The sequence below is a fragment of the Paenibacillus eucommiae genome, from assembly GCF_017874215.1.
Lineage (GTDB): Bacteria > Bacillota > Bacilli > Paenibacillales > NBRC-103111 > Paenibacillus_AI > Paenibacillus_AI eucommiae.
This window is the reverse complement of the sequence record NZ_JAGGLB010000006.1, coordinates 80,681-104,016: the sequence shown is the minus strand read 5'-3', so window position 1 is coordinate 104,016 and position 23,336 is coordinate 80,681. Positions and strand designations below refer to the sequence as shown.

Here is a 23,336-nt window from a genome sequence, read left to right as displayed (position 1 = left end):
TTTCATCACTAAGAGAGAAAACTTCCAGAAATCCGGCCATTTAACGATGTTTTTCATCACTAAAGAGCCTTGTCCCCACTAGCTGGACTTAATTCCGACCTGTGCTGCAGCTGCCAAGCTATACCATTTGAAATTGAGCTAGTAGGTGAAGGGATGATAATGCCATCTTATAAAACAATAAAACTGACATCCAAAATGTCGCCAGTTCGAATGTCAGTTTTATTGTTTTATGTGTTGTCCCTCATCGGGAACTAAACTCAGCTCTTAACTAAGTATTATGATTTAAGCTGTACAATCAGTTCAACTTCAGTTGATGCTCCAAGTGGAAGCGTATGAATACCTAGCGCAGCACGGGCATGACGGCCATCATCGCCGAACACACCAAACAGTACGTCACTGGCTGCATTCATAATCGACGGATGCTCAGTTACATCCTCGGCACAGCTCAAATATCCAGTTACTTTAAGAATAGTATCGATATTGTCCAAACCAACAACGCTGTCTAAGGAATCCAGACAGTTAATTACGGACAAAGCAGCTGACTTTTTGCCATCCTCAATGGAGACATCGGCTCCGATGCGTCCTTTATACTGCAGTTCGCCGCTGGAAAATGCAACATGCCCCGATACGTAAGCAATGTTACCACTAACCTTAACACTCACCATAGGACCTGGCGCCTTCGTTCCCGGCGCTGGCTTAAAGCCTAATTCTTCTTTAAATTTCTCGTATACTTCACGATTCAATTTGATTTCCTCCGCTCTACTGCTGTTTTTGAAGCTTGTTTCACTTCATCTTTTTCATTATACTACAAGCTTGTGACCTTCGTCACGGAACAGAGCATTTATGCTTGCGGGATGGCACTTCCACTCACACTTCCACTAACACCAGCTATCCATAGAATAAGCTTCTATGGATAGCACGGCCTGTTACTATTTTTTATCGTAATAATCTTTAGTCAGCAAAATATTCTCTTTATTCTTGGCATACCACTCGGCGGTAGCTTCATCTACCTGAATGCCGCCACCTTTTTCCCAGACCGCTTTGGCGTCTGTCAAGGCCTTATCGATCGGATACGCGGCTCCGCCGACAATCGATTTAGCGAATATATCCTGAGCCGCTTTAAGAGCTGTTTCTTTATTCAGCGTCAGATCCTGCGGCAATTCGGGCGAGGTACTCAAATCGATATCCTGTTGAATCGGGCGTTCCGGTGATAAATATACCTCTCTCGCCTGCTTGACGATTTCTATATACGCCTTCTCGAGAGGCTTCTCGGGATTTAGCTGGGTTGCCGCATAGTCCAGGCAGTCTCCTTCCGAGATGGGCTGTGCCAGCATGGATAAATCAAAATTCCAGCTCAGCTCCTTGCTGTTCTTCTCCACATCGATAGGCGCAGGACATCCATTCGCATCCGCTTTCCAATGTACGTCTTCCAGACCGTACTTTAAAGTTCTCTGGGTCGAATCCTGCAGCAGAAAATCGATATATTTCATTACAGCTTCCGGATTTTTGGCCTGTTTGTTAACAACAGCAGATATAGAGTAAGGCGGCGACACTTCAGGACTGAACTGGCCGAACTCGCTTTTCGGCAAAGGAATTGCAATTATTTCCGCATTCGGATTGTTGTTCTTCAAGGTTTCGAATATCTGGAAGCCTCTGGGCTGCGCCACTCCAAGCACACCGTATACGCCCAAACGGCCGTTTACGAAATCCTGCTGCGCCTTTTCCCCATTCTGGTCGGTGAGGAAATCCTTGTCGACCAGACCCGCATCATACATACGTTTCTTATAGGCAGCAGCTGCTGCAGTCCGGTCCCAGTCATGGATATAGGCTCCATTGTTGAGGTACCAGCCGACAGCGTTGTCCGCGCCAAACATATTCTCAATAATCTTGCCGCCAACGAAGCTCAAATGAGCCCCATACGTATCCTTTTTATTGTTGCCATCGGGGTCCTGCTCTGCAAATGCCTTCATGACGGCAAACAACTCCTCCGTAGTAGCCGGCACTTCCAGGTTCAGCTTCTTTAACCAGTCTGCACGAATCCACATGGCTAAAGATGGCTCCATTTTGGCAACGCCGCCCAACTGATACAGCTTTCCGTCGTCTCTTGTCCCCAGCGTTTTCATAGCCGGATATTGCTCCAGCACTTTCTTATATGCCGGGCTGTGTTTCTCGATCCATTCATCCAAAGGCAATAACATATTTTGTCCATACAGCCTGCTGCGCAGCTTGGGAGACCAGTTCATAATTAAATCCGGAACGTTGCCGGAAGCCAGCAGCGTATTGTATTTCTGGTCCTCCTCCCAGCGCGGAATTGCCACAAAATTTACTTTTACCGGGGCGTTTTCATTGATCCAGTCGGTCCAGCGGTTTTTGACTGGTGTCCCCTCCTCCGCCGGTATGTTGCCGCGATCGTAGATGGATACCGTAATTTCTTCTTTCTTTTCAGCTCCAGCATCCTTCTTTTCCCCATTAGGCTCCTGGCTCCCGCCATCGCTTTTACCGCAGCCTGCCAGCACGATACTAAGCAGCAGAACAAGCGCCACAGCCAATGCTAACCCTCTTCTCATTTCTTTTCGCATCATTTGTAATCCCTCCAGCATCATTTATTTGAACATGCCACCGAACATCAATCTGCCCGGATACATGCTTCAAACCTTTCAACCTCAGCCTTTAATAGCACCTATCATAATTCCCTTGATAAAATATTTCTGCAAAAACGGGTACACCAGCAGCATCGGAATCACCATAACCATAATTCCCGCCGACCTTATCCCCTCAGGCGTAGTCGCCATCTGATCTTCCGGCCTAAGATTATTCATTTCCTGAAGCACGGATTGACTTTGCAGCATCTGCTGTACAAGCACCGCCAAATTGTATTTCTCCGTATCCTGGATATAAATCAGAACCACGAAAAACGAGTTCCAATACAAAATCGCATAAAATAAGGTGACCATGGCGATTACAGGCAGTGAGACACGCAGCAAAATTTGGGTCAAAAAGCGCCATTCTCCGCACCCATCGATTTTTGCGGCCTCCTCCATCTCTTCCGGAATCTGCTCAAAATAATTTTTCATGATTAGCATATTAAAAGCACTGACAAGTGAAGGAAACCAGATCGCCCCATAGGAATCGAGCAGCCCCAATGCTTTCACAACCAGAAAGGTCGGAATCATTCCACCATTGAAAATCATCGTAAACACAATAATCAGCGTAAACGTTCTGCGGGCATACATGGTCTTGCGGGATAACGGGTAAGCGGCAAAAATGGTAAACACCATGCTCAGCAAAATACCGCCAAAGGTAATCACGAGACTGTTGGCAAAGGCCGGCAGAATGCGTGTACCGTGAAATAACATGCGGTAGGATTCCATCGACCACCCCTGGGGCCAGAAAGCAACCCTTCCCGAAACAACAGACTGCTGATCGCTTAAGCTTAAAGAAATAATGTGCAGCATAGGGAGCAAGCAGCTTAATGCTGTCGCTGCCAGAAGCAGGTACGCGATACCTCGAAACCATTTTTCATCTAATGCATCCTTCATGATTAGCTCCTCCTACCATAGTCCCTGGTCAAATTTCCGGGCGATCCCATTGGCTGTCAGAACTAAAATAAAAGCAACTACGGATTCGAACAAGCCCATTGCCGTTGTCAGACTAAACTGCCCGCCTTGCATACCCACCCGGTAAATATAGGTGCTGATCACTTCGGATACATCCGACACGATACTATTCTGCAGGACATACACCTTGTCAAAGCTGACCTCCATCACAGAGCCTGTGGAAATAATAAGCATCAATACGATGGTTGAACGAATGCCAGGCAAGGTGACGTGCCAAATTTGTCTCCATTTATTCGCTCCATCGATGCAAGCGGCTTCATATCGGCTGGGATCAATCGTCGTGAGCGCAGCCATATAAATAATGGCGTTAAACCCCGTTTCCTTCCAAATTCCCGAGCCTAAGAAAATCGAGATCCAAGACAGAGGCTTGTAAAGAAAAGGATAGATCTCTCCTCCCGTCTGACGGATGAAGTGATTGATAAATCCTGAGTCCTGGGAAAACAAAGTGAGAACAATTCCGCCGACGATAACCCATGAGAAGAAATATGGCATGTAGACCAAGGTCTGGACAGTTTTCTTAAACCACATTTTCCTGACTTCATTCAACAATATCGCGAGGATAACCGGAAACGGGAAGCCCACAAAAATCGTAAGAGCCCCTAGCATTAAGGTGTTGCGGATAATCTGTAAGGTCTGATGCTGATCGAACAATTGAACAAAATATTTCATTCCAGCCCAAGGACTATGAAAAATACCGTCTACAAAGTTGTAGTCTTTAAAAGCAATAACAGTTCCAAGCATAGGAATATACTTAAAAATAATAAAAAATAAAAGAACCGGTATAAACATAGTGAATAAAATCCTGTTTTGCTTAAACCTCCGAGTGTTCAGCCTTGCGTACCCTTTCTTTGTGTGCAATAGCGATATGCCTCCTATTCTGTCTTTTCTCCGGCCGGCCTTTCTATACGGAAGGCAACCCTTGCAACGACTATAGAATAGAACAGCCTGAGCGGCAATATACATGATTCCAGCCATCTACCAAAATCGTGCACATAAGAAAAACGCCCTTCTTGGGCGTCTTTTGAGGAGCGTACTCGTCATGTTGGTGGTTCGTGGAGGGAATGACTGTGGGCTCCAGCCACTGTTAAAGATTTGTTCCCCTTGAATGGAATGGATGAGGAGGTAGGAACAAATCTTTAAAGGCGGACGCTTCCGTTCTTCCGACCACGCCATTCCCTCTTCTCAGCTGCAATCGTACAAATCGTAAGAACACCACGAACACCAAGCTCAAACGGACAACCAGCAAGGGTTTTTCTCTGGGTTAGAGGAGATTTCCCCGCGGCCCGCGGACCAAGCCGCTGGGACTGAAGAACAGTCCCGCCAGCGCCCACAACCGAGAGGATCTGCTACTTTAACGATGTTTTTCATCATTAAAAGCCAAGGTCCGGTCCACATCCTTACTTTAACGATGAAAATCATCGTTAAAATCCCTTTCAACCACCCAAAGAGGCCACTCCTCCTCTTTTAACGATGAAAAACATCATTAACGTAACGGACTGACCCGGAACACTTGATTTAACGATGAAAAACATCATTAAATCAAGCACACGCTCGTTTCGGCGGAGGGCCGAGGGCGGACTGCTTCGGGATATGCTCTTCCCTCTTCTATGCTTTATCACTGTAAAGCACTTAAACTTTTTTATCTTAAAAAACGCCTTGCGGGACTATTGACAAATTACCTTGACCCCTGAGGAGCATGTTTTTCCCGCTAGACATGCAGCTCGTATACCTTTTTCTCAATTAACACATTTCTCTGCGGAAATCTCCAGGCGTTAGGCCTTCCAGCTTTTTGAAAACACGGATAAATGACATCGAGTGGTTATATCCCACGCTCTGGGCAATCTCCTGAACCGGCTTGTCCGGATATTCGGCTAACAGCAGCTTGGCCTGCTCCATTCGGATCGTTGTCAGGTAATCGACGAAATTTTCGCCGAACTCTTCTTTAAAGATCCGGCTGAGGTTTTTCGATTGAATCAGAAATTTATCGCTTAAATGGGTTAGAGACAAGTCTTGATTCGTATAATTTTCCCGGATATACTGCCTAACCTCATGAATCAAGGTATGATTGTCTCTTTTTTCCCGCAGTGCATGTATACTCGTGGCAGCTTGATCCAAGATTTCATAAAACTGAACTTCAAGCTCATCCAGCACGTCAAACCTGCTCAACGCCTGGTTTAATGTCTGCAGCGCCTGCTGCTCCCATTTGGAGTTCATCTCTACTGGCAGCAAAGACATTTCTTTCTGCATCGTATAAATAACATAGCTCATTAAGCTTATAATCTCATCACGCGGTGAAATGACCGTCTTTAAACCATGCAGCAGCTCATTGTAGTAATGCTTCCATTCCTCTTCACCCAAACGGTAATACTGGGCCATCAAGCGGATACTCGGCAAATGGTGATAAATCTGTCCCTGCGGCAGCCGGTTGATTTCCCAAAATCCAATCGTGCGGTTCATGCCCAAGACCGGCTTATATTGCAAAGCCTCCAGGCCGTTATGGTACGATTGGGAAGCTTCCAAAATGGAACTTACAAGACCCCCTACGCCAAAAGATACCGTAAATTTAAGATTGTCCCCGATCCAGCAGCGGACAGTTTCACAGAATGTATAGACAGCCAGCTGCTTGTCTTCATGCTCTTTGGTTAAAGTGAACAAGATACCCATTTGATAATGGCTGACCCATTCATTCCAAATATAAAGGGAGTGATTGGGGGCCATTTCCTTCATAACGCTTCCGACTGCGAATTTCAACAGTTGTTGGTCGCTATGTGAATAATGTGTGGAGAAATCCGGATACCGGTCAATTTCCAGCACAGAAATAGCCAGCTGATCGAACCCTTCAGAAAGCCCCAATCTCCCCATTTCCTGCTGCCACTGCTCTAAATCGACCGGACTTTCCCCATCAATCAATGCGTCAAACAACCATCTTTTGCGAAAAATCAAATTCTCTTTATATTGTCGCTCATAGCTATTTGAAGTTTCGATTAAGTTTTCAATGGAGTGGCTAATAAAGTGAAATTCGTCATCGATCCCTTTGTTTCCAAGCAAGCTGTTTGTCTGTGATGCGTAAAGCTGAACGCGATTCTTAATCGCTTCTATAGGCCTGTAGTTGCGGCGAACGATGTAGACCATCCAGAAAGTGCCCGACAGCACCGTAAATAAACCAAATTTAAACCATATATTAGAAAATAGCACAAAAAGGCTATACGCTTGTTTATTTTTCAATCCAGATTTAATCACCCATCCAGTATAGGCAGATTTCACCTCAGATAACTGCCTGGCAGCAGGAAGAGGCTCTCCGAACAACAAAGTTTCATTGGCATCGGACAATTGAACGTACACATCTTTCATTTCGGACAAATTAGGAAACATATCGCGAATTGAACTGGTCAGCATATTAACGACAAGCAGCCCCTGGCTGCCAGAACCAAGAGGAACCTGCTTCGATAAGGTTATGACGTTCATCTTATATTGGATTCTATCAAACTCCAGATATATCCGGCTTGGTGTCCAGGCATAAGGCAGCCCTCCCTCCCGGACAGCAGCCTCCACAAAAGCGCGGTCACCAAACTGGGCAAGCGGTACCATCGTATTGGTCGTCAAGACGGTCTGATCCGAAGTCCTGTATAAGTAAATCGATTTGATCGGCGGGAAGGCCGTCGTAATATCTTTAATTCTTTGCGATATTTCGTAATAATCAAAAGGGCTTAACTGCTGCCTGGTATCATAAAAAAGCCTTAGCTTTTCGTCCGTAATCAGCTCTTTGACGATCATCTGATCCGTATATTCCAGCGAAGCATCAATCGTCTGCATCATATGCCCGGCAAAAACTTCATTGGCCATAACCGTCTGTTTTCTCGAATAGCTGCTCATCGCCAGGAAAAAAATCAGGATAAGCACTGCAATAATAATAAAAAAAATGGGGAGGTACGCCAGCAGCCAGCGGTGATAGCCTTGCCTCTTCATGGTCTCCCCCCCTTAATCATTAGCCTTAAAAAAATACTAAATCAATCAGGGCTTCCTTTCATGCCAATTATTCATCTCATTGTCTCATCATTTATACTACCCGGCTGGCCCCCTCATTCTCTGTTAAGCATTTCCTTGGTCAGCTCGCACAAAACGACTTCGTCAATAAAGCCGAACCAGTACTGCTTGAGCAGTTGCCTCAAGGCATTGAATGCTTCTGGTGATAGATTCAGCTCGCGGTGGAGACGGTACGAGGCCATAATTTCCCGAAACAGAAAGTAACGCGAAGGGCGGTTCATGCCATCCGGCTCCTCCACTGGTGATTCCGCTATTACTTTGCGTGAGGGCAGGCTCAATGTCTTGGCCCGGATGATTTGCTGCGCGCGGGGAGAAGCGAAATAATCGGCCAGCAGCTTCGCTGCCTCCTTCTCCTTCGAGCTTCGGCTGACAGCGACCCCGATAACGTTCAGCAGAGATCGGGGCTCATACAAATGGGGCAGCGGGGAAATATCGTAGTCCAAATCTGTATGTTTAAAATCATTGATGGTCATATAGTTGGTCATGATCATGGACACTTTGCCCTGACGGAACAGCTCATTGACATCATCACTATTCTCGGATAAATAATTTGGGAAAATGTTGCGGTTATCGATGAGCTGCTTGCTGAGCCGGATGCTCTCCAGCATCCTGCTGCCCGCCAGTTCATAACCGCCCCCGCTATCCGCTTCGAAGCGCATTCCGCTTAGCAGCAGAAAAGCCGGCCAGCGGTTGTCAGACAACAAGTAGAAATAAAACCCATGTCTCTTGCCGGGCACAGTCAGGGCAGACGCATGCTGGATCATATCGCTCCAATTCCAGCTTCCATCCGGCTCAGGAACGCCTGCTTCGCGGAAGTGACTGCGGTTATAAGCGATCACAATAGGAGAAAAAAGCACAGGTCTTGCAAACAGAGCTTCTTCGGAAACGAACGCATCTTGGGCAAAACGATACTGCTCCTTATCCCAGTCCAATGGTTCCAAAATGTCCCTGCAGCTGTTGTCGCAGCTGTGCTGAAAATCAAGGTTATTCAGTGTAAATATGTCCAGAATTCCGTTCTCCATATATTCTTTGACCGTACTCATATAGTCGGATGTGGACTTGATCGGCATCGCTTTCACCCGAATGGACGGGTGCAGGCTGCGAAAATCCTCCAGCAGCGATGACAGCGAGAAATCACGTTCAATCGTTGTACTATAGCCAAAGGAAAGAGACACTCCTTCGGGTGTCCCTTCGCTGACGCGGCTCCCCACACGATCAACTTTATGAATGAAGCCATGGCTGATAAGCGTTTCCAGACCTATACGTACAGACTTGTTGCTTAACCGGAACTGCTCGGCGAGCTTTCTTTCGGATGGCAGCAGCTCTCCCGGAGCATAGGTACCGTTCAAAATATCCGCACGCAGGCTGTCGACCATATGGCGGAGACGGGAGTGGAATGATTTGCGGCTCGTTTTAGCAGTAGAATCCATCTGTACTCCAACCTTTACTTTTTTAAGCCTATCATACAGCAATACATCTTATTTGTACATCAGTTTTCTTTTTTCAATAAATTCAAGCTACATATAAAGCAGTATAAAAAAGTGTTGACACTCAGGCCAAAATGCGGTTTAGTTTAGGAAAGAGATACACATCAATATATACATCAGATGGTTGAATTACAACCAAAACGTTTTCAGATGTACATCAGTTTTTGTAATAATTTTTGCAATAATTAAAACCCGGAGGGAGAAATCAATCATGAAAACGATTAAAATTGGCATTATCGGCTGTGGAAATTTAGGAAAGACACACGCAAAATGCATTGCAGAGCTGGAAGGAATGGAGGTCTCCGCTTTCTGCGACGTATTTGAGCAAAGTGCCCAGGCATTACTAGAGGAGTTCGGCGGGGAATATGCAACAAGTGATGTAGATCGTTTTTTTAACGATCCTTCTCTCGACGCCATTTATATCACTACCGTACATGATACGCATGCTGACTATTGTATCCGCGCCTTGGAAGCCGGGAAGCATGTGCTCGTGGAGAAACCGCTGGCTATGTCAGTAGAAGATTGCGTACGTATCGGGGAAGCTGTGGAGCGCACTGGCAAAAAGCTGTTTACTGCATTCAAGATGCGTTACTTCGAACTGCTGTGGAAAGCCAAAGAATTGATCCCTCAGCCTCTTATGGTAACGATGCAAATGATGGATGACAGATGGGGGAACGGCATATGGCCGAACGACCCGGTTAAGGGCGGAGGCAATGTAATCAGCCAAGGCTGCCATTCCACCGATATTTTGCGCTTCGTGGCAGGTGCGGAGCCAGTTGAGGTATACGCGGCAGGAGGAAATTATTATCAACCGACAGGTGTGATCGACAATCTGGTTGCTGTATACCGCTTCGACAACGGCGCGGCAGGAAGCTTGGTACAGGGAGACTGCGGATGCCCGCCGCTTACCAGCAAATTCTTCATGCAGCTGTTTGCTGAGAATAAATCGATAACTATTTCCGACAGGCTTACGACGCTGACTTATACAGAGGCTGGCAAAGCACCACAGGTGTTTAAAGGAACGGAATCCGGCTTCATCGAGGAAAACAGAGCGTTTCTCCGCTGTCTGCAGGAGGATACGGAAGCACCAATCAACCACATAGACGGATTGTATGCAACACTGATGATCCTGCAGGCGATCACCTCGCTCAAGAGCGGAAAGCCTGAACCTATCGCCTCAATCGTAGAGCAGGCCGTTTCATCTAAGGCTGCTGAGACAACTACAGAGGTATCTTCCTCATGATCCGGGTCATAGAAACAAATCACGCCATTCAGAAGGAGCCCCTGCTTTCCCCTTTTGGATTCAAAGGCGCTTACCTATCGGAATTATGGCAGTCGGCTGTCGGCCTTCGCGGAGCTGATGGAGCTTACGGAATCGGAGTAGGTGTTCAAAGTGTATTGTGGTCGGATTCAAAAGTTTTCGAGCAGCATGGCGAGGCTGCCGGAAACCAGCTTATGTCCGATATTACGCAATTTGCCTTGAATGCCGTTGAGCGCACCAGCTTCGATACGCCTATCGACCTGCTAGATAGTATCTTGCCAGAGGTATCTGCTTTTGCACGAACCAAGAGCGGTATCGACAACCTGTATGAAACCTTCGTGCTGAATGCACTGGTTCCTGTCGACCAGGCAGCCTGGGCCTTATACAGCAGAGGAAAAAATCAAAGCTTCGCTGAGCTGGTGCCGGAAACCTACCGCGGCGCATTGGGACAGCGCCAGCCTCAGCTGGCCAGCATTCCCTTAATTCCTTACGGGATGTCGGCAGCAGATATTGAGCAAATGCTTAATGAGGGCTATTTTCTGCTAAAAATCAAGCTAGGTGCTGATCCCGATCAAGATAACGATCAGGAGAAAATGCTCGAGTGGGATAAGCGCAGATTGACGCAGATCCACGAGATCGCAGAGCGTTACGAGACCGCTTATACTCACAGCGGCAAAATTGCCTATTACCTGGATGCCAACGGAAGGTATGACGGCAAAGAGCGTTTGCTCCGCTTGCTGGAGCACGCCGGACAGATCGGAGCCCTGGAACGGATTGTCCTGTTCGAGGAGCCTTTTCCGCAGTCGCTTGAGGTGAATGTGGCCGACTTGCCAGTTCGTTTGGCAGCTGATGAAAGTGTACACGACGAGCACGATGCCCTGGCGCGAATCGAAATGGGCTATGGAGCTTTTGCTTTAAAGCCTGTTGCCAAGACCATGAGCCTAAGCCTGAAGGTGGCGAAGCTGGCTTTCAAACATAATGTTCCCTGCTTCTGTGCTGACCTTACCGCTAACCCGCTGCTTGCGGATTGGAACAAAAACCTGGCCTCCCTGCTCGCTCCTTTGCCGGAGCTGAAAATTGGCGTGATCGAAACGAATGGTCATCAGAATTACCGCAGCTGGGAGCAGATGAAAAGCTACCATCCGCTCGCAAACGCTGAGTGGATCGAAGCTGTAAATGGCATCTACCAGTTAAGCGATAGCTTCTATGCGGCTAATGGCGGGGCGCTGGAAATAAGCCCTTATTATGAAGCAGTGCTTCAAAACAAAGGAGAATCATAAAAATGACAAGCCAAGCAAGCAAGCCTTTACGCATAGGTCATGTAGATTTGGATACTTCCCATCCCGGCAGCTTTGTACCGATCCTGAGGGAATTAGGGCATGAAGTTACCGCGGTGTTTGACGGAGGAGCTGTGTATCCCCCCGGATATGCAGCCGAATTTGCGCTGGAGCATGGAATTCCCCATGCCTGCGAATCTTTGGAGGAGATGGTCGGCCTCGTTGATGCTGTACTGATTCACAGCTGCAATTGGGATGTGCATGTTCAGCGTGCACGACCTTTTGTGGAGGCTGGCAAAGCTGTTTTTATCGACAAGCCGCTGGCCGGCAATGTTCGTGATTTGCAGCAAATGCTGGAGTGGAGCAAGCAAGGAGCCGTTATTACCGGCGGCTCGGCGCTGCGGTATTGCAGCGAAGTGCGGGAGCAGGTCAGTCAGCTGCTTCCGGAGGAATGGGTGTATGGATTAGCCGGATGTGCCGTGGATGAATTTAACTATGGCATTCATGGATACAGCATGCTGCACGGCCTTCTGGGCCCCGGCATTGTGCAAGCACAGCACCTGGGCACAACTGTACAGCGCCAGGTCGAGCTGACCTGGGCGGACGGTCGCCGCGGTATTGTCAGCATCGGGGGAACGGCTGGCTACTTGCCTTTCTACGCGACTCTAGTCACGCAGAAGCAGGTGAAGTACATTCAAGCAGACAACAACAAACTGTATCAATCATTGTTGGAAGGCGTGCTTCCATATCTGGCAGGAGAAGCTCCACCGCTGCTGCCGTTCGAATCATTAATTGAAGCCGAACTGGCAGCGATCGCAGCCAAGCTGTCTGCCGAGCAAGACGGTCGCCCTGTCCTGCTTCGCGATATTCCGCAAGACTATGCCGGATACGACGGGGCAGCCTTTGCGGCCTATTATAAGGAATTGAAATTTCCTTCGCAGAAATAAATGGAAACGCATTGCGGTGTTCTTTGAGGAGTGTGTTCGTGACGTGGGAGCGTATTGGGAGGGAATGGCTGTGGGCCAATGTTGCCAGGTTAAGCTGGCCAAATATGTGCGGTTTTTCACCTACATTTAACCGCTTCGACCCCTCGTAAGCACATTGTGGTCGGTTTTTCGCCTACATTTGGCCGCTTCGGCTCCGAGTAAGCACATTGTGGTTGGTTTTTCGCCTACAATTGGCCGCTTCGGCTCCGAGTAAGCACATTGTGGTTGGTTTTTCGCCTACATTTGGCCGCTTCTGCTCCGAGTAAGCACATTGTGGTTGGTTTTTCGCCTACATTCGGCCGCTTCGGATTGGGCCTGCCTTCTAATTGGGGAAAGCTAAACCTCAACTTGCATGTTAACTTGACAACATTGGGGCTGTGGGCTCCAGCCGCTGATAAAGATTTGTTCCTTGATTGGAATGTGGAGTTGGAACAATTTTTAAACGCGACGTAAAATTTCTTACGGTGTAGGTGTGACGCTATCGCCCTTCCTCCCACACTCCTTACCTCTCTTTAGCTACAATCGCACGAACACCAAACTCAAACGGACAGCCAGCAAGGTTTTTCTCTTACTGGAGAAGATTTCCTAGCGGGCAAAGGTTCTGAGGATGACGACCTGCTACTTTAACGATGTTTTTCATCGCTAAAAGCACCAGGTCGTCTCCACAACCTTCCTTTAACAATGAAAAACATCGTTAAATTCCCTTTTTACCACCCATAGAGGGTAGCCATCCTCTTTTAGCGTTGAAAATCATCATTAACGTAACTGATTGACCTGGAAACACATCCTTTAACGATCAAAAACATCATTAAGTGAAGCACATGCACCATTCGGGGTAGATCGCTGAGCTTCAAAATCATCATACAAAAGTTGCTTACCCGCTTGGCTGGTAGGCAGCTTTTTTAGCTTTTTTAGCTTTTTTAGCTTTTGTAGTTTTTTTGTTGCAAAACAACAACCTGACTATATCATTAAATCTCCGCCATTAATATCTATCGATGCGCCCGTTATATAAGAGGAGTCATCGCTTGCCAAAAATAATACCAAATCGGCAACCTCGCGGGTAGTGCCCAGTCTTTGGATCGGAAAGCTGCTTTCATAAGCTGCGATTTGCTCCGGCGGACACGTTTTTCTGACCATTTCCGTATCAATTAGTCCCGGGCATACCGCATTGACCCTTATATTGCGGGACGCCAACTCTTTAGCCAAATGACGGGTCAGACCGAGAACAGCCGCTTTTGAAGTCGTGTAGTGCGCGCCTCCGAGTGTGCTGACACTTCTTCCTGCTGAGGAAGACATATTGATGATTTTGCCTCCCCCACCGGCTATCATGAACGGCACAACAGCCTTCGTGCTCAGGTACACGCTTTTCAAATTGACCTCCATCACCAGGTCCCACTCTTCATCTTCCACATCTACAAAAGGAGTTGAACGCAGCAAGCCGGCATTATTCACTAAAATATCAATCGTGGAATAAGCCTCCGTCGCTTGATCAATCATCGAGGCTACTTCCTCGCGTTTGCTGACATCAGCTTTCACCCAGATGACCTCTCCTCCATCTCTCCTGATGTCTTCCGCGGCTGCTTGCAGCGCCTCGCCGTTGAGATCATTCATTACGATTTTCGCACCCTGCCGGGCCAAAAGCCTGGCAATGTCCTTGCCCATTCCCTGGGCAGCTCCTGTGATCAAGGCGACTTTACCGTGGAGCTTTTGTTCCATAAAAGGCATCCCCCATTTCCATTTTCACCTCACGAAACGCCTGTATGGCCGCATCCAAATCCGCTATCGACTGTGCCGCTGATATCTGGATGCGAATTCTGGCCGCTCCCTGGGGAACGACAGGATAGAAAAAGCCAATGACATAGACGCCCTTCTCCAGCAGCCGTCCCGCCATTTCCTGGGCAACCGCGGCTTCTCCTACCATGATGGGCACGATTGGATGAATGCCATCCCGGATCGGGAACCCGGCTTTCACCATGCCCTCCCTGAAATACATCGTATTGCTGTGCAGCTTGTCTCTGTAGTCTGTAGATCCTGAAAGAAGCTCCAGCACTTTCAAGGACGTCGCGGCAATCGTCGGCGCCAGCGTATTCGAAAAAAGATACGGCCTCGAACGCTGCCTTAACAGCGCAATGATTTCCTTCCTGCCGCTAGTGTAGCCACCGCTTGCCCCGCCTAATGCTTTTCCCAGCGTTCCCGTGAGGATGTCCACTCTTCCAGACACACCGCAGTATTCCGGAGTTCCGCGGCCGCGGCTGCCGATAAAGCCAACCGCATGACTGTCATCCACCATTACCATCGCTTTGTAGGTATCGGCAAGATCGCAGATGTCTTTCAAGTTGGCCAGCGTGCCTTCCATAGAAAATACGCCGTCGGTCACAATCAGCCTGAACCGCGCATGCTGTGCCTCCTTCAGCTTCTCCTCTAAATCCTTCATATCATTGTTCTTGTAGCGGTAACGACTCGCCTTGCACAGCCGTATGCCATCAATAATGCTTGCATGGTTAAGCTCATCACTGATCACAGCATCCTTCTCGGAAAGCAGCGTTTCAAAGAGGCCACCGTTGGCATCAAAGCAGGAACTGTACAGAAGGGTGTCCTCGGTTTCCAGAAATTCAGATAAGGCATGCTCGAGCTGCGTGTGAATCTGCTGGGTACCACATATGAAGCGGACGGACGAAAGCCCGTAGCCCCACTCTGCCATGCTGGCCTTCGCCGCTGCGATAACCTCCGGATGATTCGAGAGTCCCAGGTAGTTGTTAGCACACATATTGAGTACGCCCTCATGCCCCTCCACGTTAATCCGCACATCCTGTGGCCCTGTAATCACCCTTTCTTCCTTCCACAAACCCTGTTTCTTCATACTATCAAGCTCGGACTGGTAATATTCCTTCTCTCTATCAAACATCGTTTCTTCCATCTCCTAATAAGGATATCAAGGCTATTAAGACTATTAAGTCTATTAAGGCGATATTGGCTGGTTTACATACTGATAGTCAAAATGAAGCAGATTCGCACTGCTGCAGCCAGGTGTATCCACATGAATAACCTGTTTGGCAAAAGCACCAAAGGCAGCCTGCCAAGCCACTGCAGATTTCACAACAATCACCTTGAAGTCCTCCGGCCATAGCCCGACGCAGCGCACATGTCCCAAATCAAATGGCGGCACCCGCTTGGTCGTCAGCATCAGCGTCAGGTTCCCGCACTGAATAACTGCGGTTTTTCCCATGTCCACCTGCTGTCCGGTGCGATAAGCGCCTACGTTTTGAAAAATCCCATCATATAAATGACGGACCTTCCCCTGAATCAGCACTGGTTTTCCATGAAGCTTATCAGTCTTTCCGCCCACATATCCGCTAAACTCCCCGCCAACGCCAACCGCTTCGGCAGCCTGAACCGCTTCAGCGTCGCAGATCACCATCAAAGTACTCTCCGGGATATCTACCAGGTGCTCAAGGATATGCGTAGCATCTGCCGGCCCGCCTCCACCTACGTTATCTGAGCCTTCAGCCAAAATAACCGGACCTTCGGGTTGTGCCAAAGCCTGTTCAATCGCCGCTTTCGGGGAGCAATACGACACATTGAAGCTTTCCCTTTGTTCGATGGCGAATGCCTTCAGCTCATTGACATAGCGCTCCGCCAGTTCAGCATCCCCATCCGTTGTGACCACGAATGACATACCAGCCTCCTTTACATCGCTGTAGGGAAAGCCGCCAGCCACTGTAACATTCAGCACCTTGTCGTCCAACTCCATGTCAAATGCCCGGTTCATCAGTACCTTCATGCTGCCTTCTTCCGTCATCATTCCTTGGGGGACGACCAGCATCTGGGTGTGCGCATGTGCTTGACAAGGAGCCATCTCCGCGCGAAGCAGGCGGATCACCAACTCAACGGCTTCAATGCCGCATTCATACATATCCACATGCGGATACGTATTATAACCGATGATCACATCCGACAACTGAACCATCTGCCCGGAGATATTGGCATGCAGATCAAGCGTCAGAATTATGGGAAAATGCCCCTTATCTCCGAACCGTTCACGAACCCGGCGAAGACACTCGCCTTCGAAGTCACGGTAATTCTCGGAAACCATCGCCCCGTGCAGGAGCAGAACTAGTCCGTCTGCAGAGGCATCGATCGAGCCGACCATGGCATCCAGCAGCACATCAGCCGTCTGAGCAGAAATAATGCCGCCGGGCGGGGCTTCCGTATACAAGCCTGCTGCAAGGTCCACGCCTTGTGCTTTTGCTGCATCGATCACCCCACCCATCGTAGTCGTGGTCCCTTTGTAAAAATCGAAAACAAGCTCATTGCCGCTTAACCAATGCTCACGAAATGACTCTTCCGACGTCGGAGCTGGAACAAACGTATTCGTTTCATGAAAAAGACCGGCAACAGCAATTTTCAAGCCCGTGCCCGTGCCCGTGCCCGTGCCCGCTCCATTGTCCTCACCTTTACCCTTCATTTCTCCCCCTCCTCCATTCTTATTTTCCTCCATATAACTGCCATACCTCCTTACCACCCGTTGTACTGTTTGCCTTATTTCGGGCTGCTTTTGGCCTGCCTTTGACCTGCTCCTACACTTCATTATTTCAGCGAAGCTTCGTTATTTCGGCCTGCGCACAGCAATCGCATCAATTTCAACGAGCAAATCATAATTCAAATCACAATAAATGGTCGTACGTGCAGGATATGGCGCATTGAAGAATCGTCTGTATGCTTCATTAAATGATTGATACAAAGCCCGATCCGATAAGTAGACATTCACTTTAACAATGGAATCCAGATCCAGCTCGATCGCCGCTAAAATAGCCCGGATGTTCTCCATCGTGGCCACCGTTTGTGATTCGACATCTGGACCCACAATCTGACCTGTGACCGTATTCAGACCTCCTTGGCCTGACACATAAATGCAGCTTTCCGTTTCGAATGCACCAGATACCGGCAGCTCCGCAAAATTTGTTTGTATTTTCATTTGATCTTACCTCCGCGTATCCTTTTTATTTATCAAACTGAAGCTCCGGTGTTTCCAATCTTTGATCTTGGTGCAAAGCTTCCATGATATAGTTGGTCAGTCCACTCGACAAAAGGATTCGTTTGGTAGGAAACGGCTGGATCCCAGTAATAATAAATTCCTCAACCATTCTCGTTAATGTTTCAAAATGGCGGTACGGGCGCTCCAGATCCCCTACACTCATGGCACTGACGATTTCGCCTGACTCAGGACGAAACGCGAATCCCCACTGGTTGATCCAATTCTCCTGCTGAAGCACATATCCCTTTGTTCCATTGACATATTCGACCATAAACAGTACCGCCGTATCCTCTGTATGCTTCGGGTAGGCAGTGCCTGTATGAAAGTGGGCATATGCCTGGACCAGCAGATCCTCAGGCCACTCTCCGCGATCCAGTGCTTCCCAGATTTGTGCTCCCCTTAGCGCCTTAACAGCACGTACGCCTTGTTCCCAGCCCGCACGTTTCTCAGCCAGTGACTGCAGCAGCTCTAGCGCGTGGTATCCATAGATTTCAATAGCCCCTGAAAAGCTGACTACAAATATTTCCCCCGCTTCTTCCAGCAGCTTGGGGTCAAACGCGGGAACTTGCGGTGTATGCGGAATCGATGAACCTCCCATGAACGGAAGCTCCCGTTTCTGAAGCTGCTCATACATCCATACTGTATCTTCGATGTTGTAGGATAAGTGCTTATCGGAGAATACCGGTACCTGTAAGTCTAAATCATCCAACACACTCAGAACTTCTTCCAGAAACCTGCGGCGAGGGTACCATTTCCGTCCCAGCTCATCCACCGGATAATCGCCATGCTCCCCAATAATGATAACCCCATCAAGCCCGCCATCCGCATAAGGAGCTTTAATCGCTTCTTCAATCGTGGCATAGATCGGGACTTCACAGCGTGCAGCTTCTTCCCGGCTCATGTCGTTGTCCGGCACCTGATCCGTGTAAAGCGAAACGACTTCTACCTTGGGCTTATAATCAAGATCTCCGAGCAATCTGCCTACAATGACATGGGCATGAGAATCCTGCCAATACTGGGTCACGATAGCAGCTACCCGCTTGGCATTTCCTTTTGGGATGGGGTATTTAGCGAACACAGGGATTTCATTCTTAAGGTTTTCATTCATATCCATAATCCTCCCGTCACCGGATACACAGAGCCCGTCACATACGAAGCCGCATCGGATAACAAGAAAGCAGCTACCTCGTTAATCTCATTGGGCGTTCCGTTTCTTCCAATTAAAGTTGTCGTTTTCATCGCCTCGAAAAATTCGGCTGACATCGTCTTCAGCAGCTCTTCACCCTTGAAGTCACCCGGAACGATTGCATTCGCACGGATGCCGTATGGGGCAAATTCAACAGCCGCATAGCGGGTGAGCTGCTCCATTCCCGCTTTCCCCGCACCATAACTGGCATTATTGTATCTGGGCACGGTGCCTAGTATCGAGGATGTGTTCACGATCGAGCCGCCTCCGGAAGCGATCATTAGCTGAGCGGCATATTTACACACGAGAAATGCGCTTGTTAATGTACCCTCCATCGAGCGGTTCCAATCCTGTGCCGACATCTCAGCGATGCTCAGGCTAGGATTTATATAAACGTTGTGGTAGGAGCCGTCCAATCGGCCGAAGTGCTGCTTGATTCGCTCAAAAACATCCCTGACCTGATCCTCATCGGTAAAGTCGGCCTTCACGTAGAGCATACGGTTATTTCCATAGCGCTGAAGTAATGTCTCCCATTCCGGGTACGTCTCTATCGCCTTAATGTCACTTGCAGCTATACGCGCACCTTTTTTCAGAAACAAGGTAATGGCCTCACGACCGGCATCACCAAGTGCCCCTGTAATCACAATCACTTTATCTTGCAAGTTAGAAATGTTCATAGATTTATCCCTTTGCTTTCTTTAAGTTAGTATGTTTACCCTTTAACCCCGCCAAGCGTAGCGCCTTCGGAAATTTGTCTTTGGAACACAATATAAATGATGATCGTTGGAATCATAGCAATCGTAACCCCTGCAAATAACGTCACCCAGTCCGCTTTATACTGCATAAGCTGATTGGCATGATACATCGCTACTCCGATCGTGTACTTCTTGGCATCGCTCAAATAAATAAAGGGGCCCAGGAAAGAATTGTACAGACCCAGGAACTTAAAGATCGCAACAGTCACGATACCTGGAGTCGATAGAGGCAGAATGATGCGAATAAACACTTGAAAGAGCGAAGCTCCATCAATAAATGCACTTTCTTCCATTTCTTTAGGCAGGGATTGCATAAATCCTCCGAGCAGCATCAGGAAAAACACACTTTCACCAAAGCTGTCCAAAATAACGAGTCCAGTCAGACTGTTCGTTAAGCCCAAATCCCTCATCAATACATATTGAGGAACAAGCGCATTAATACCTGGCAAAAACAACGAAATCATAATGGTTCCCCAAATAAATTTACGTCCGGTAAATTCAACTCTCGTTAGCGTGTAGGCGCTCAGTGTGGCTAAGAACGTACCCAGCGCGAGGCTCACCCCAACATAATAGAGTGTATTTAACATCGTGGATCCCAAGTGATACATTTCCCAGGCATTTTTGTAGTTTTCCCACCTGAACTGCGAGGGCAGTGCCCATACATTTGCAAAAAATTCCTTATTCGTTTTGAGTGATTCAAGTATGATCCATAGCAGAGGAAAAATGACGGTTAACGCGCATATAAACATGATAAGCCGCCATATGACATCAATAAAAGTGCGTTTATTCGTATCCAAGGGAGTCCTCCTTCCTGTTGTCTAGAAATCTCGGCAGTTCTAAAATTCAATCTGATCCTTAGGGCTAAGCCTGTCAATCAGCAGCTTCAAGATGATCAAAATAACAAACAAAAACATGCCAATCGCTGACGCATATCCGTAGCTATGAGAATCTTTGCCGAACGCCATATTGAACATATACAATCCGATCACTTCCGTCGAGCCTGCAGGTCCACCATTGGTCATGATCAGCATAATTTCAAATCCTTTAAATACACCAAGTACGAGGAACAAGGTACTGATACGGACAATGGGGTTAATCAGTGGAATCGTAATTTTCCACAGTCTTGTCATATGAGAGGCCCCATCCAGTATCGCCGATTCATATAAAGATGAAGGGATCGATTTCATAGCGTTCATGAAGATAATGACATAAAATCCGACTCCACCCCAGATAAGCGGCGGCAAAAGAGCCCAAATGGCTGTTCGCTTGTCACCTAACCAGTAAAACTCATTGTTATCAATGCCAAAAAGCTTCAAAATGGCGTTCAACAATCCATTGCTCCCGTCATAAATGAACGACCATAACAAGGCAATTACGATAATAGCCAATACGTTTGGCAGAAAATAAATGACTTTATAGAGTGCCGACTCGCGGTACCCTTTGACATTCAGCAGATACGCAAGAAGAATGGAAGGGATAATCGTCAAGATAGGAACAGTAATCATTAATAAGAGGTTATGCCCAAGATCTCTCCATACATAATGATCCTTGAATAAATAGATGTAATTATCAAGCCCGACAAACTTAGCTGCGGTGATCCCGTTCCACTCGAGCAAGGAGTAGTAAGCCGACAATATATTTGGATATAGCGTGAATAGTAAATAACCTAGATAACTTGGGCTTAACGCCAAAATAACAAAGACCCACTTTTGCACTTTCTTTTTGCTTAAACTCGTTGTTTTCACGGCATTCGCATAGTGTGCTTTGGCCATCTGCTTGCCTCCTTTCATAAAAGAAGAGAGGGACCGGAATCCCTCCCCCTTGTGTTCAACAGTTCATGACACTGCATTCATGTCACTGCATTCATGTCATTTCCAAAATCAGCCCGCACTTATTTTTTCCCTTCCAAAACCTTCTTCATCAGCTTATCAGCTTCTTCAAGAACAGGAAGTGGATCTTTTTTACCAGCTGTCACTTCCACGATCATTTCTGTGACCAGCTTGGTTGCTTTAGCAGCATCTGGCTCAGAGAAGGTTACGTCACGAACACCGGAACCAAATCGGCCATTGTTATTTTTTACGTATTCCAGTACAGCTTGTGGTGCTTTTTGCAGCTTAGTCAAATTCTCTGCATTGTCCGCAAAGTCCTTACGGATAGGAGCAATGCCGCTCGCCCCGTTAACCGCTTGAATATCGTTGGTCATCAGGAACAAAGCAAACTCTTTGGCCCATGATTTCATCAGTTCCGGTTTGTTTTTCCAGATCATCAAGCTTCCGGAACCAATTACGTTCTCAACCCAAATCTCTTCCCCGGCTTTCTCACTAAAAGGAATCGCCATGAAGCCCCACTCAAAGCCATCTGGAATGGAATCCAACATCTCGTTTTCTACCCAGTCTCCCGTTGCGGCCAAGGCTGCTTTATGCTGAAGCAGCTGCATTTGTGACTGTGTATGATTGAGGGCTGCTGCGCCTTCAGGGAAGTATCCCTTTTTACCCATGTCATATAAGCGGGTCCACATTTCTTTTACTTCCGGCGCTGAGTACATATTGACTCCCGCTCTGAAGTCTTTCGTGAATGCCTCCAGATTACCTTGCTGCTGGGCAAGCTCGAAAGGCTTCATAGTCAAAGCAAAGTGAACATAAGTGGGATAAACTCCCGGATAGGTAATGGGAATAATGCCATCGGCTTTAATGTCTTCCAGCAAAGCCAAGAACTCGCTATACGTTTTGGGTGCTTCATTCCAGCCATGCTCTTTGAAAAATGCTTTGTCATAAAACAATCCTAACGTTCCAGCACCCATCGGAATCTGATAAAACTTACCGTCCACCTTGGCTGAATACTCAACCGTGTTGTCCAGCACGACATCCTTCAGCTTCTTGCCCGGAGCATCCGGAACTTCACGTTCCCACAGATCCGTCAATTCCTCAAACATACCTGCCTGCTGAGCGATCGTCCCTTCATCTCCGTTAAAGCTTGGTGAGACGATATCGAACATATCCTCATCATTTTTGGCAGCTATTTTCGTGCCAATCAGGTCACGGATAACCGGAGAAGCAGTAATCTCAAAGCTCACATTCGGATATTTCTCAGTGAACTTCGCAACGGCGTTATCCGCCCAGGCGCGTCCGTACCCATTTTCCCAATAGCCCCATCTGATTTTCACTTTTTCCGTTTTCGAAAGTCCATTCTCGTAAACATCACCCGCTGCATCAGAAGGTGCAGGTGTTCCTGAATTGTCTGACGGCGCCGGAGTCGTCGTATCTTTGCCTCCAGAGCTGCATCCGACTACCATTGCAAACGCTAACATTACGATGAAAATTTTTGCCATCCAATTTCTTGATGAAACTCGCATTCTCTTTTCCCCCTCGATTATCAGATCATTACAATCACATAAAACATAAAAAAATATGTTATATTGCACAAAAAATGTTTTATGTTACATAAATGGTATCCCACTACACTTAAATAGTCAACATTTATTTTTATAGATAAAAAAAATTCACATATATAAATTTACGATATATTGTCCCCCTCTCTCCAACCCACTTTTAATCTCATTTTGATGCCTTTCAGGTCATAGCTAACCCGAACCGCCTGTCCCTCGCTGCTCAAACAGGCGGTCACTTTCCCATGAAGAATAAATCCATGCATCATTTCATTTTACATTCGTTTAATTTCGTTTCACTTA

At 47.5% G+C, this 23,336-nt stretch carries 18 protein-coding genes; 3 read left to right on the top strand and 15 right to left on the bottom strand.

The window, feature by feature from the left end; genetic code table 11:
- Window positions 1–275: 275 nt before the first annotated feature.
- The 6 genes from J2Z66_RS11240 to J2Z66_RS11215 form a co-directional block, all read right to left on the bottom strand.
- Window positions 276–743, bottom strand: coding sequence for a RidA family protein (locus J2Z66_RS11240; RefSeq protein WP_209971496.1), 468 nt, complete (start codon window positions 741–743; stop codon window positions 276–278).
- Between the two features lie 186 nt (window positions 744–929).
- Entirely contained in the window at window positions 930–2,582 is a 1,653-nt protein-coding gene (locus tag J2Z66_RS11235; protein WP_209971495.1) for an extracellular solute-binding protein, read from the bottom strand.
- 81 nt (window positions 2,583–2,663) lie between these two features.
- The gene (locus J2Z66_RS11230; RefSeq protein ID WP_209971494.1) at window positions 2,664–3,539 is read right to left on the bottom strand and encodes a carbohydrate ABC transporter permease; all 876 of its coding nucleotides are present in this window, start codon (window positions 3,537–3,539) and stop codon (window positions 2,664–2,666) included.
- A 12-nt stretch (window positions 3,540–3,551) separates the two neighbouring features.
- Complete coding sequence (locus tag J2Z66_RS11225; RefSeq protein WP_245375481.1) at window positions 3,552–4,406, bottom strand: ABC transporter permease; 855 nt, start codon at window positions 4,404–4,406, stop codon at window positions 3,552–3,554.
- A 951-nt stretch (window positions 4,407–5,357) separates the two neighbouring features.
- Window positions 5,358–7,583, bottom strand: coding sequence for a helix-turn-helix domain-containing protein (locus J2Z66_RS11220; RefSeq protein ID WP_209971492.1), 2,226 nt, complete (start codon window positions 7,581–7,583; stop codon window positions 5,358–5,360).
- 113 nt (window positions 7,584–7,696) lie between these two features.
- The gene (locus J2Z66_RS11215) at window positions 7,697–9,091 is read right to left on the bottom strand and encodes an extracellular solute-binding protein (RefSeq protein ID WP_209971491.1); all 1,395 of its coding nucleotides are present in this window, start codon (window positions 9,089–9,091) and stop codon (window positions 7,697–7,699) included.
- Between the two features lie 268 nt (window positions 9,092–9,359).
- Between J2Z66_RS11215 and J2Z66_RS11210 the strand changes: the two genes are divergently transcribed.
- The 3 genes from J2Z66_RS11210 to J2Z66_RS11200 are packed head-to-tail and all read left to right on the top strand — an operon-like array spanning window position 9,360 to window position 12,633.
- Window positions 9,360–10,391 (top strand): Gfo/Idh/MocA family protein, encoded by a 1,032-nt coding sequence (locus J2Z66_RS11210; protein ID WP_209971490.1) that lies wholly within the window; start codon window positions 9,360–9,362, stop codon window positions 10,389–10,391.
- Window positions 10,388–11,689, top strand: a complete 1,302-nt coding sequence (locus J2Z66_RS11205; RefSeq protein ID WP_209971489.1) for an enolase C-terminal domain-like protein — start codon at window positions 10,388–10,390, stop codon at window positions 11,687–11,689. The genes J2Z66_RS11210 and J2Z66_RS11205 overlap by 4 nt, the downstream gene beginning before the upstream one ends.
- 2 nt (window positions 11,690–11,691) lie before the next feature.
- On the top strand, window positions 11,692–12,633 hold the full coding sequence (locus tag J2Z66_RS11200) for a Gfo/Idh/MocA family protein (RefSeq protein WP_209971488.1): 942 nt from the start codon (window positions 11,692–11,694) through the stop codon (window positions 12,631–12,633).
- A 999-nt stretch (window positions 12,634–13,632) separates the two neighbouring features.
- On the opposite strand, the gene J2Z66_RS11195 is transcribed toward J2Z66_RS11200, so the two are convergent.
- The 9 genes from J2Z66_RS11195 to J2Z66_RS11155 form a co-directional block, all read right to left on the bottom strand.
- A complete protein-coding gene (locus J2Z66_RS11195) occupies window positions 13,633–14,388 on the bottom strand; it encodes an SDR family NAD(P)-dependent oxidoreductase (protein ID WP_209971487.1) in 756 nt (251 codons plus the stop codon).
- The gene (locus tag J2Z66_RS11190) at window positions 14,366–15,577 is read right to left on the bottom strand and encodes a glycine C-acetyltransferase (protein ID WP_209971486.1); all 1,212 of its coding nucleotides are present in this window, start codon (window positions 15,575–15,577) and stop codon (window positions 14,366–14,368) included. Before J2Z66_RS11190 ends, J2Z66_RS11195 begins: the two co-directional genes overlap by 23 nt.
- Before the next feature lie 54 nt (window positions 15,578–15,631).
- The gene (locus J2Z66_RS11185; RefSeq protein ID WP_245375461.1) at window positions 15,632–17,137 is read right to left on the bottom strand and encodes a M81 family metallopeptidase; all 1,506 of its coding nucleotides are present in this window, start codon (window positions 17,135–17,137) and stop codon (window positions 15,632–15,634) included.
- Window positions 17,138–17,278: 141 nt separating this feature from the next.
- A complete protein-coding gene (locus J2Z66_RS11180) occupies window positions 17,279–17,647 on the bottom strand; it encodes a RidA family protein (RefSeq protein ID WP_209971485.1) in 369 nt (122 codons plus the stop codon).
- 25 nt (window positions 17,648–17,672) lie between these two features.
- The gene (locus J2Z66_RS11175; protein ID WP_209971484.1) at window positions 17,673–18,815 is read right to left on the bottom strand and encodes a hypothetical protein; all 1,143 of its coding nucleotides are present in this window, start codon (window positions 18,813–18,815) and stop codon (window positions 17,673–17,675) included.
- Entirely contained in the window at window positions 18,812–19,570 is a 759-nt protein-coding gene (locus J2Z66_RS11170; protein WP_209971483.1) for an SDR family NAD(P)-dependent oxidoreductase, read from the bottom strand. The genes J2Z66_RS11175 and J2Z66_RS11170 overlap by 4 nt, the downstream gene beginning before the upstream one ends.
- 35 nt (window positions 19,571–19,605) lie before the next feature.
- On the bottom strand, window positions 19,606–20,445 hold the full coding sequence (locus tag J2Z66_RS11165; RefSeq protein ID WP_245375460.1) for a carbohydrate ABC transporter permease: 840 nt from the start codon (window positions 20,443–20,445) through the stop codon (window positions 19,606–19,608).
- Window positions 20,446–20,484: 39 nt separating this feature from the next.
- Window positions 20,485–21,420 (bottom strand): carbohydrate ABC transporter permease, encoded by a 936-nt coding sequence (locus J2Z66_RS11160; RefSeq protein WP_209971482.1) that lies wholly within the window; start codon window positions 21,418–21,420, stop codon window positions 20,485–20,487.
- Window positions 21,421–21,539: 119 nt separating this feature from the next.
- On the bottom strand, window positions 21,540–23,000 hold the full coding sequence (locus J2Z66_RS11155; protein ID WP_209971481.1) for an ABC transporter substrate-binding protein: 1,461 nt from the start codon (window positions 22,998–23,000) through the stop codon (window positions 21,540–21,542).
- Window positions 23,001–23,336: the final 336 nt, after the last annotated feature.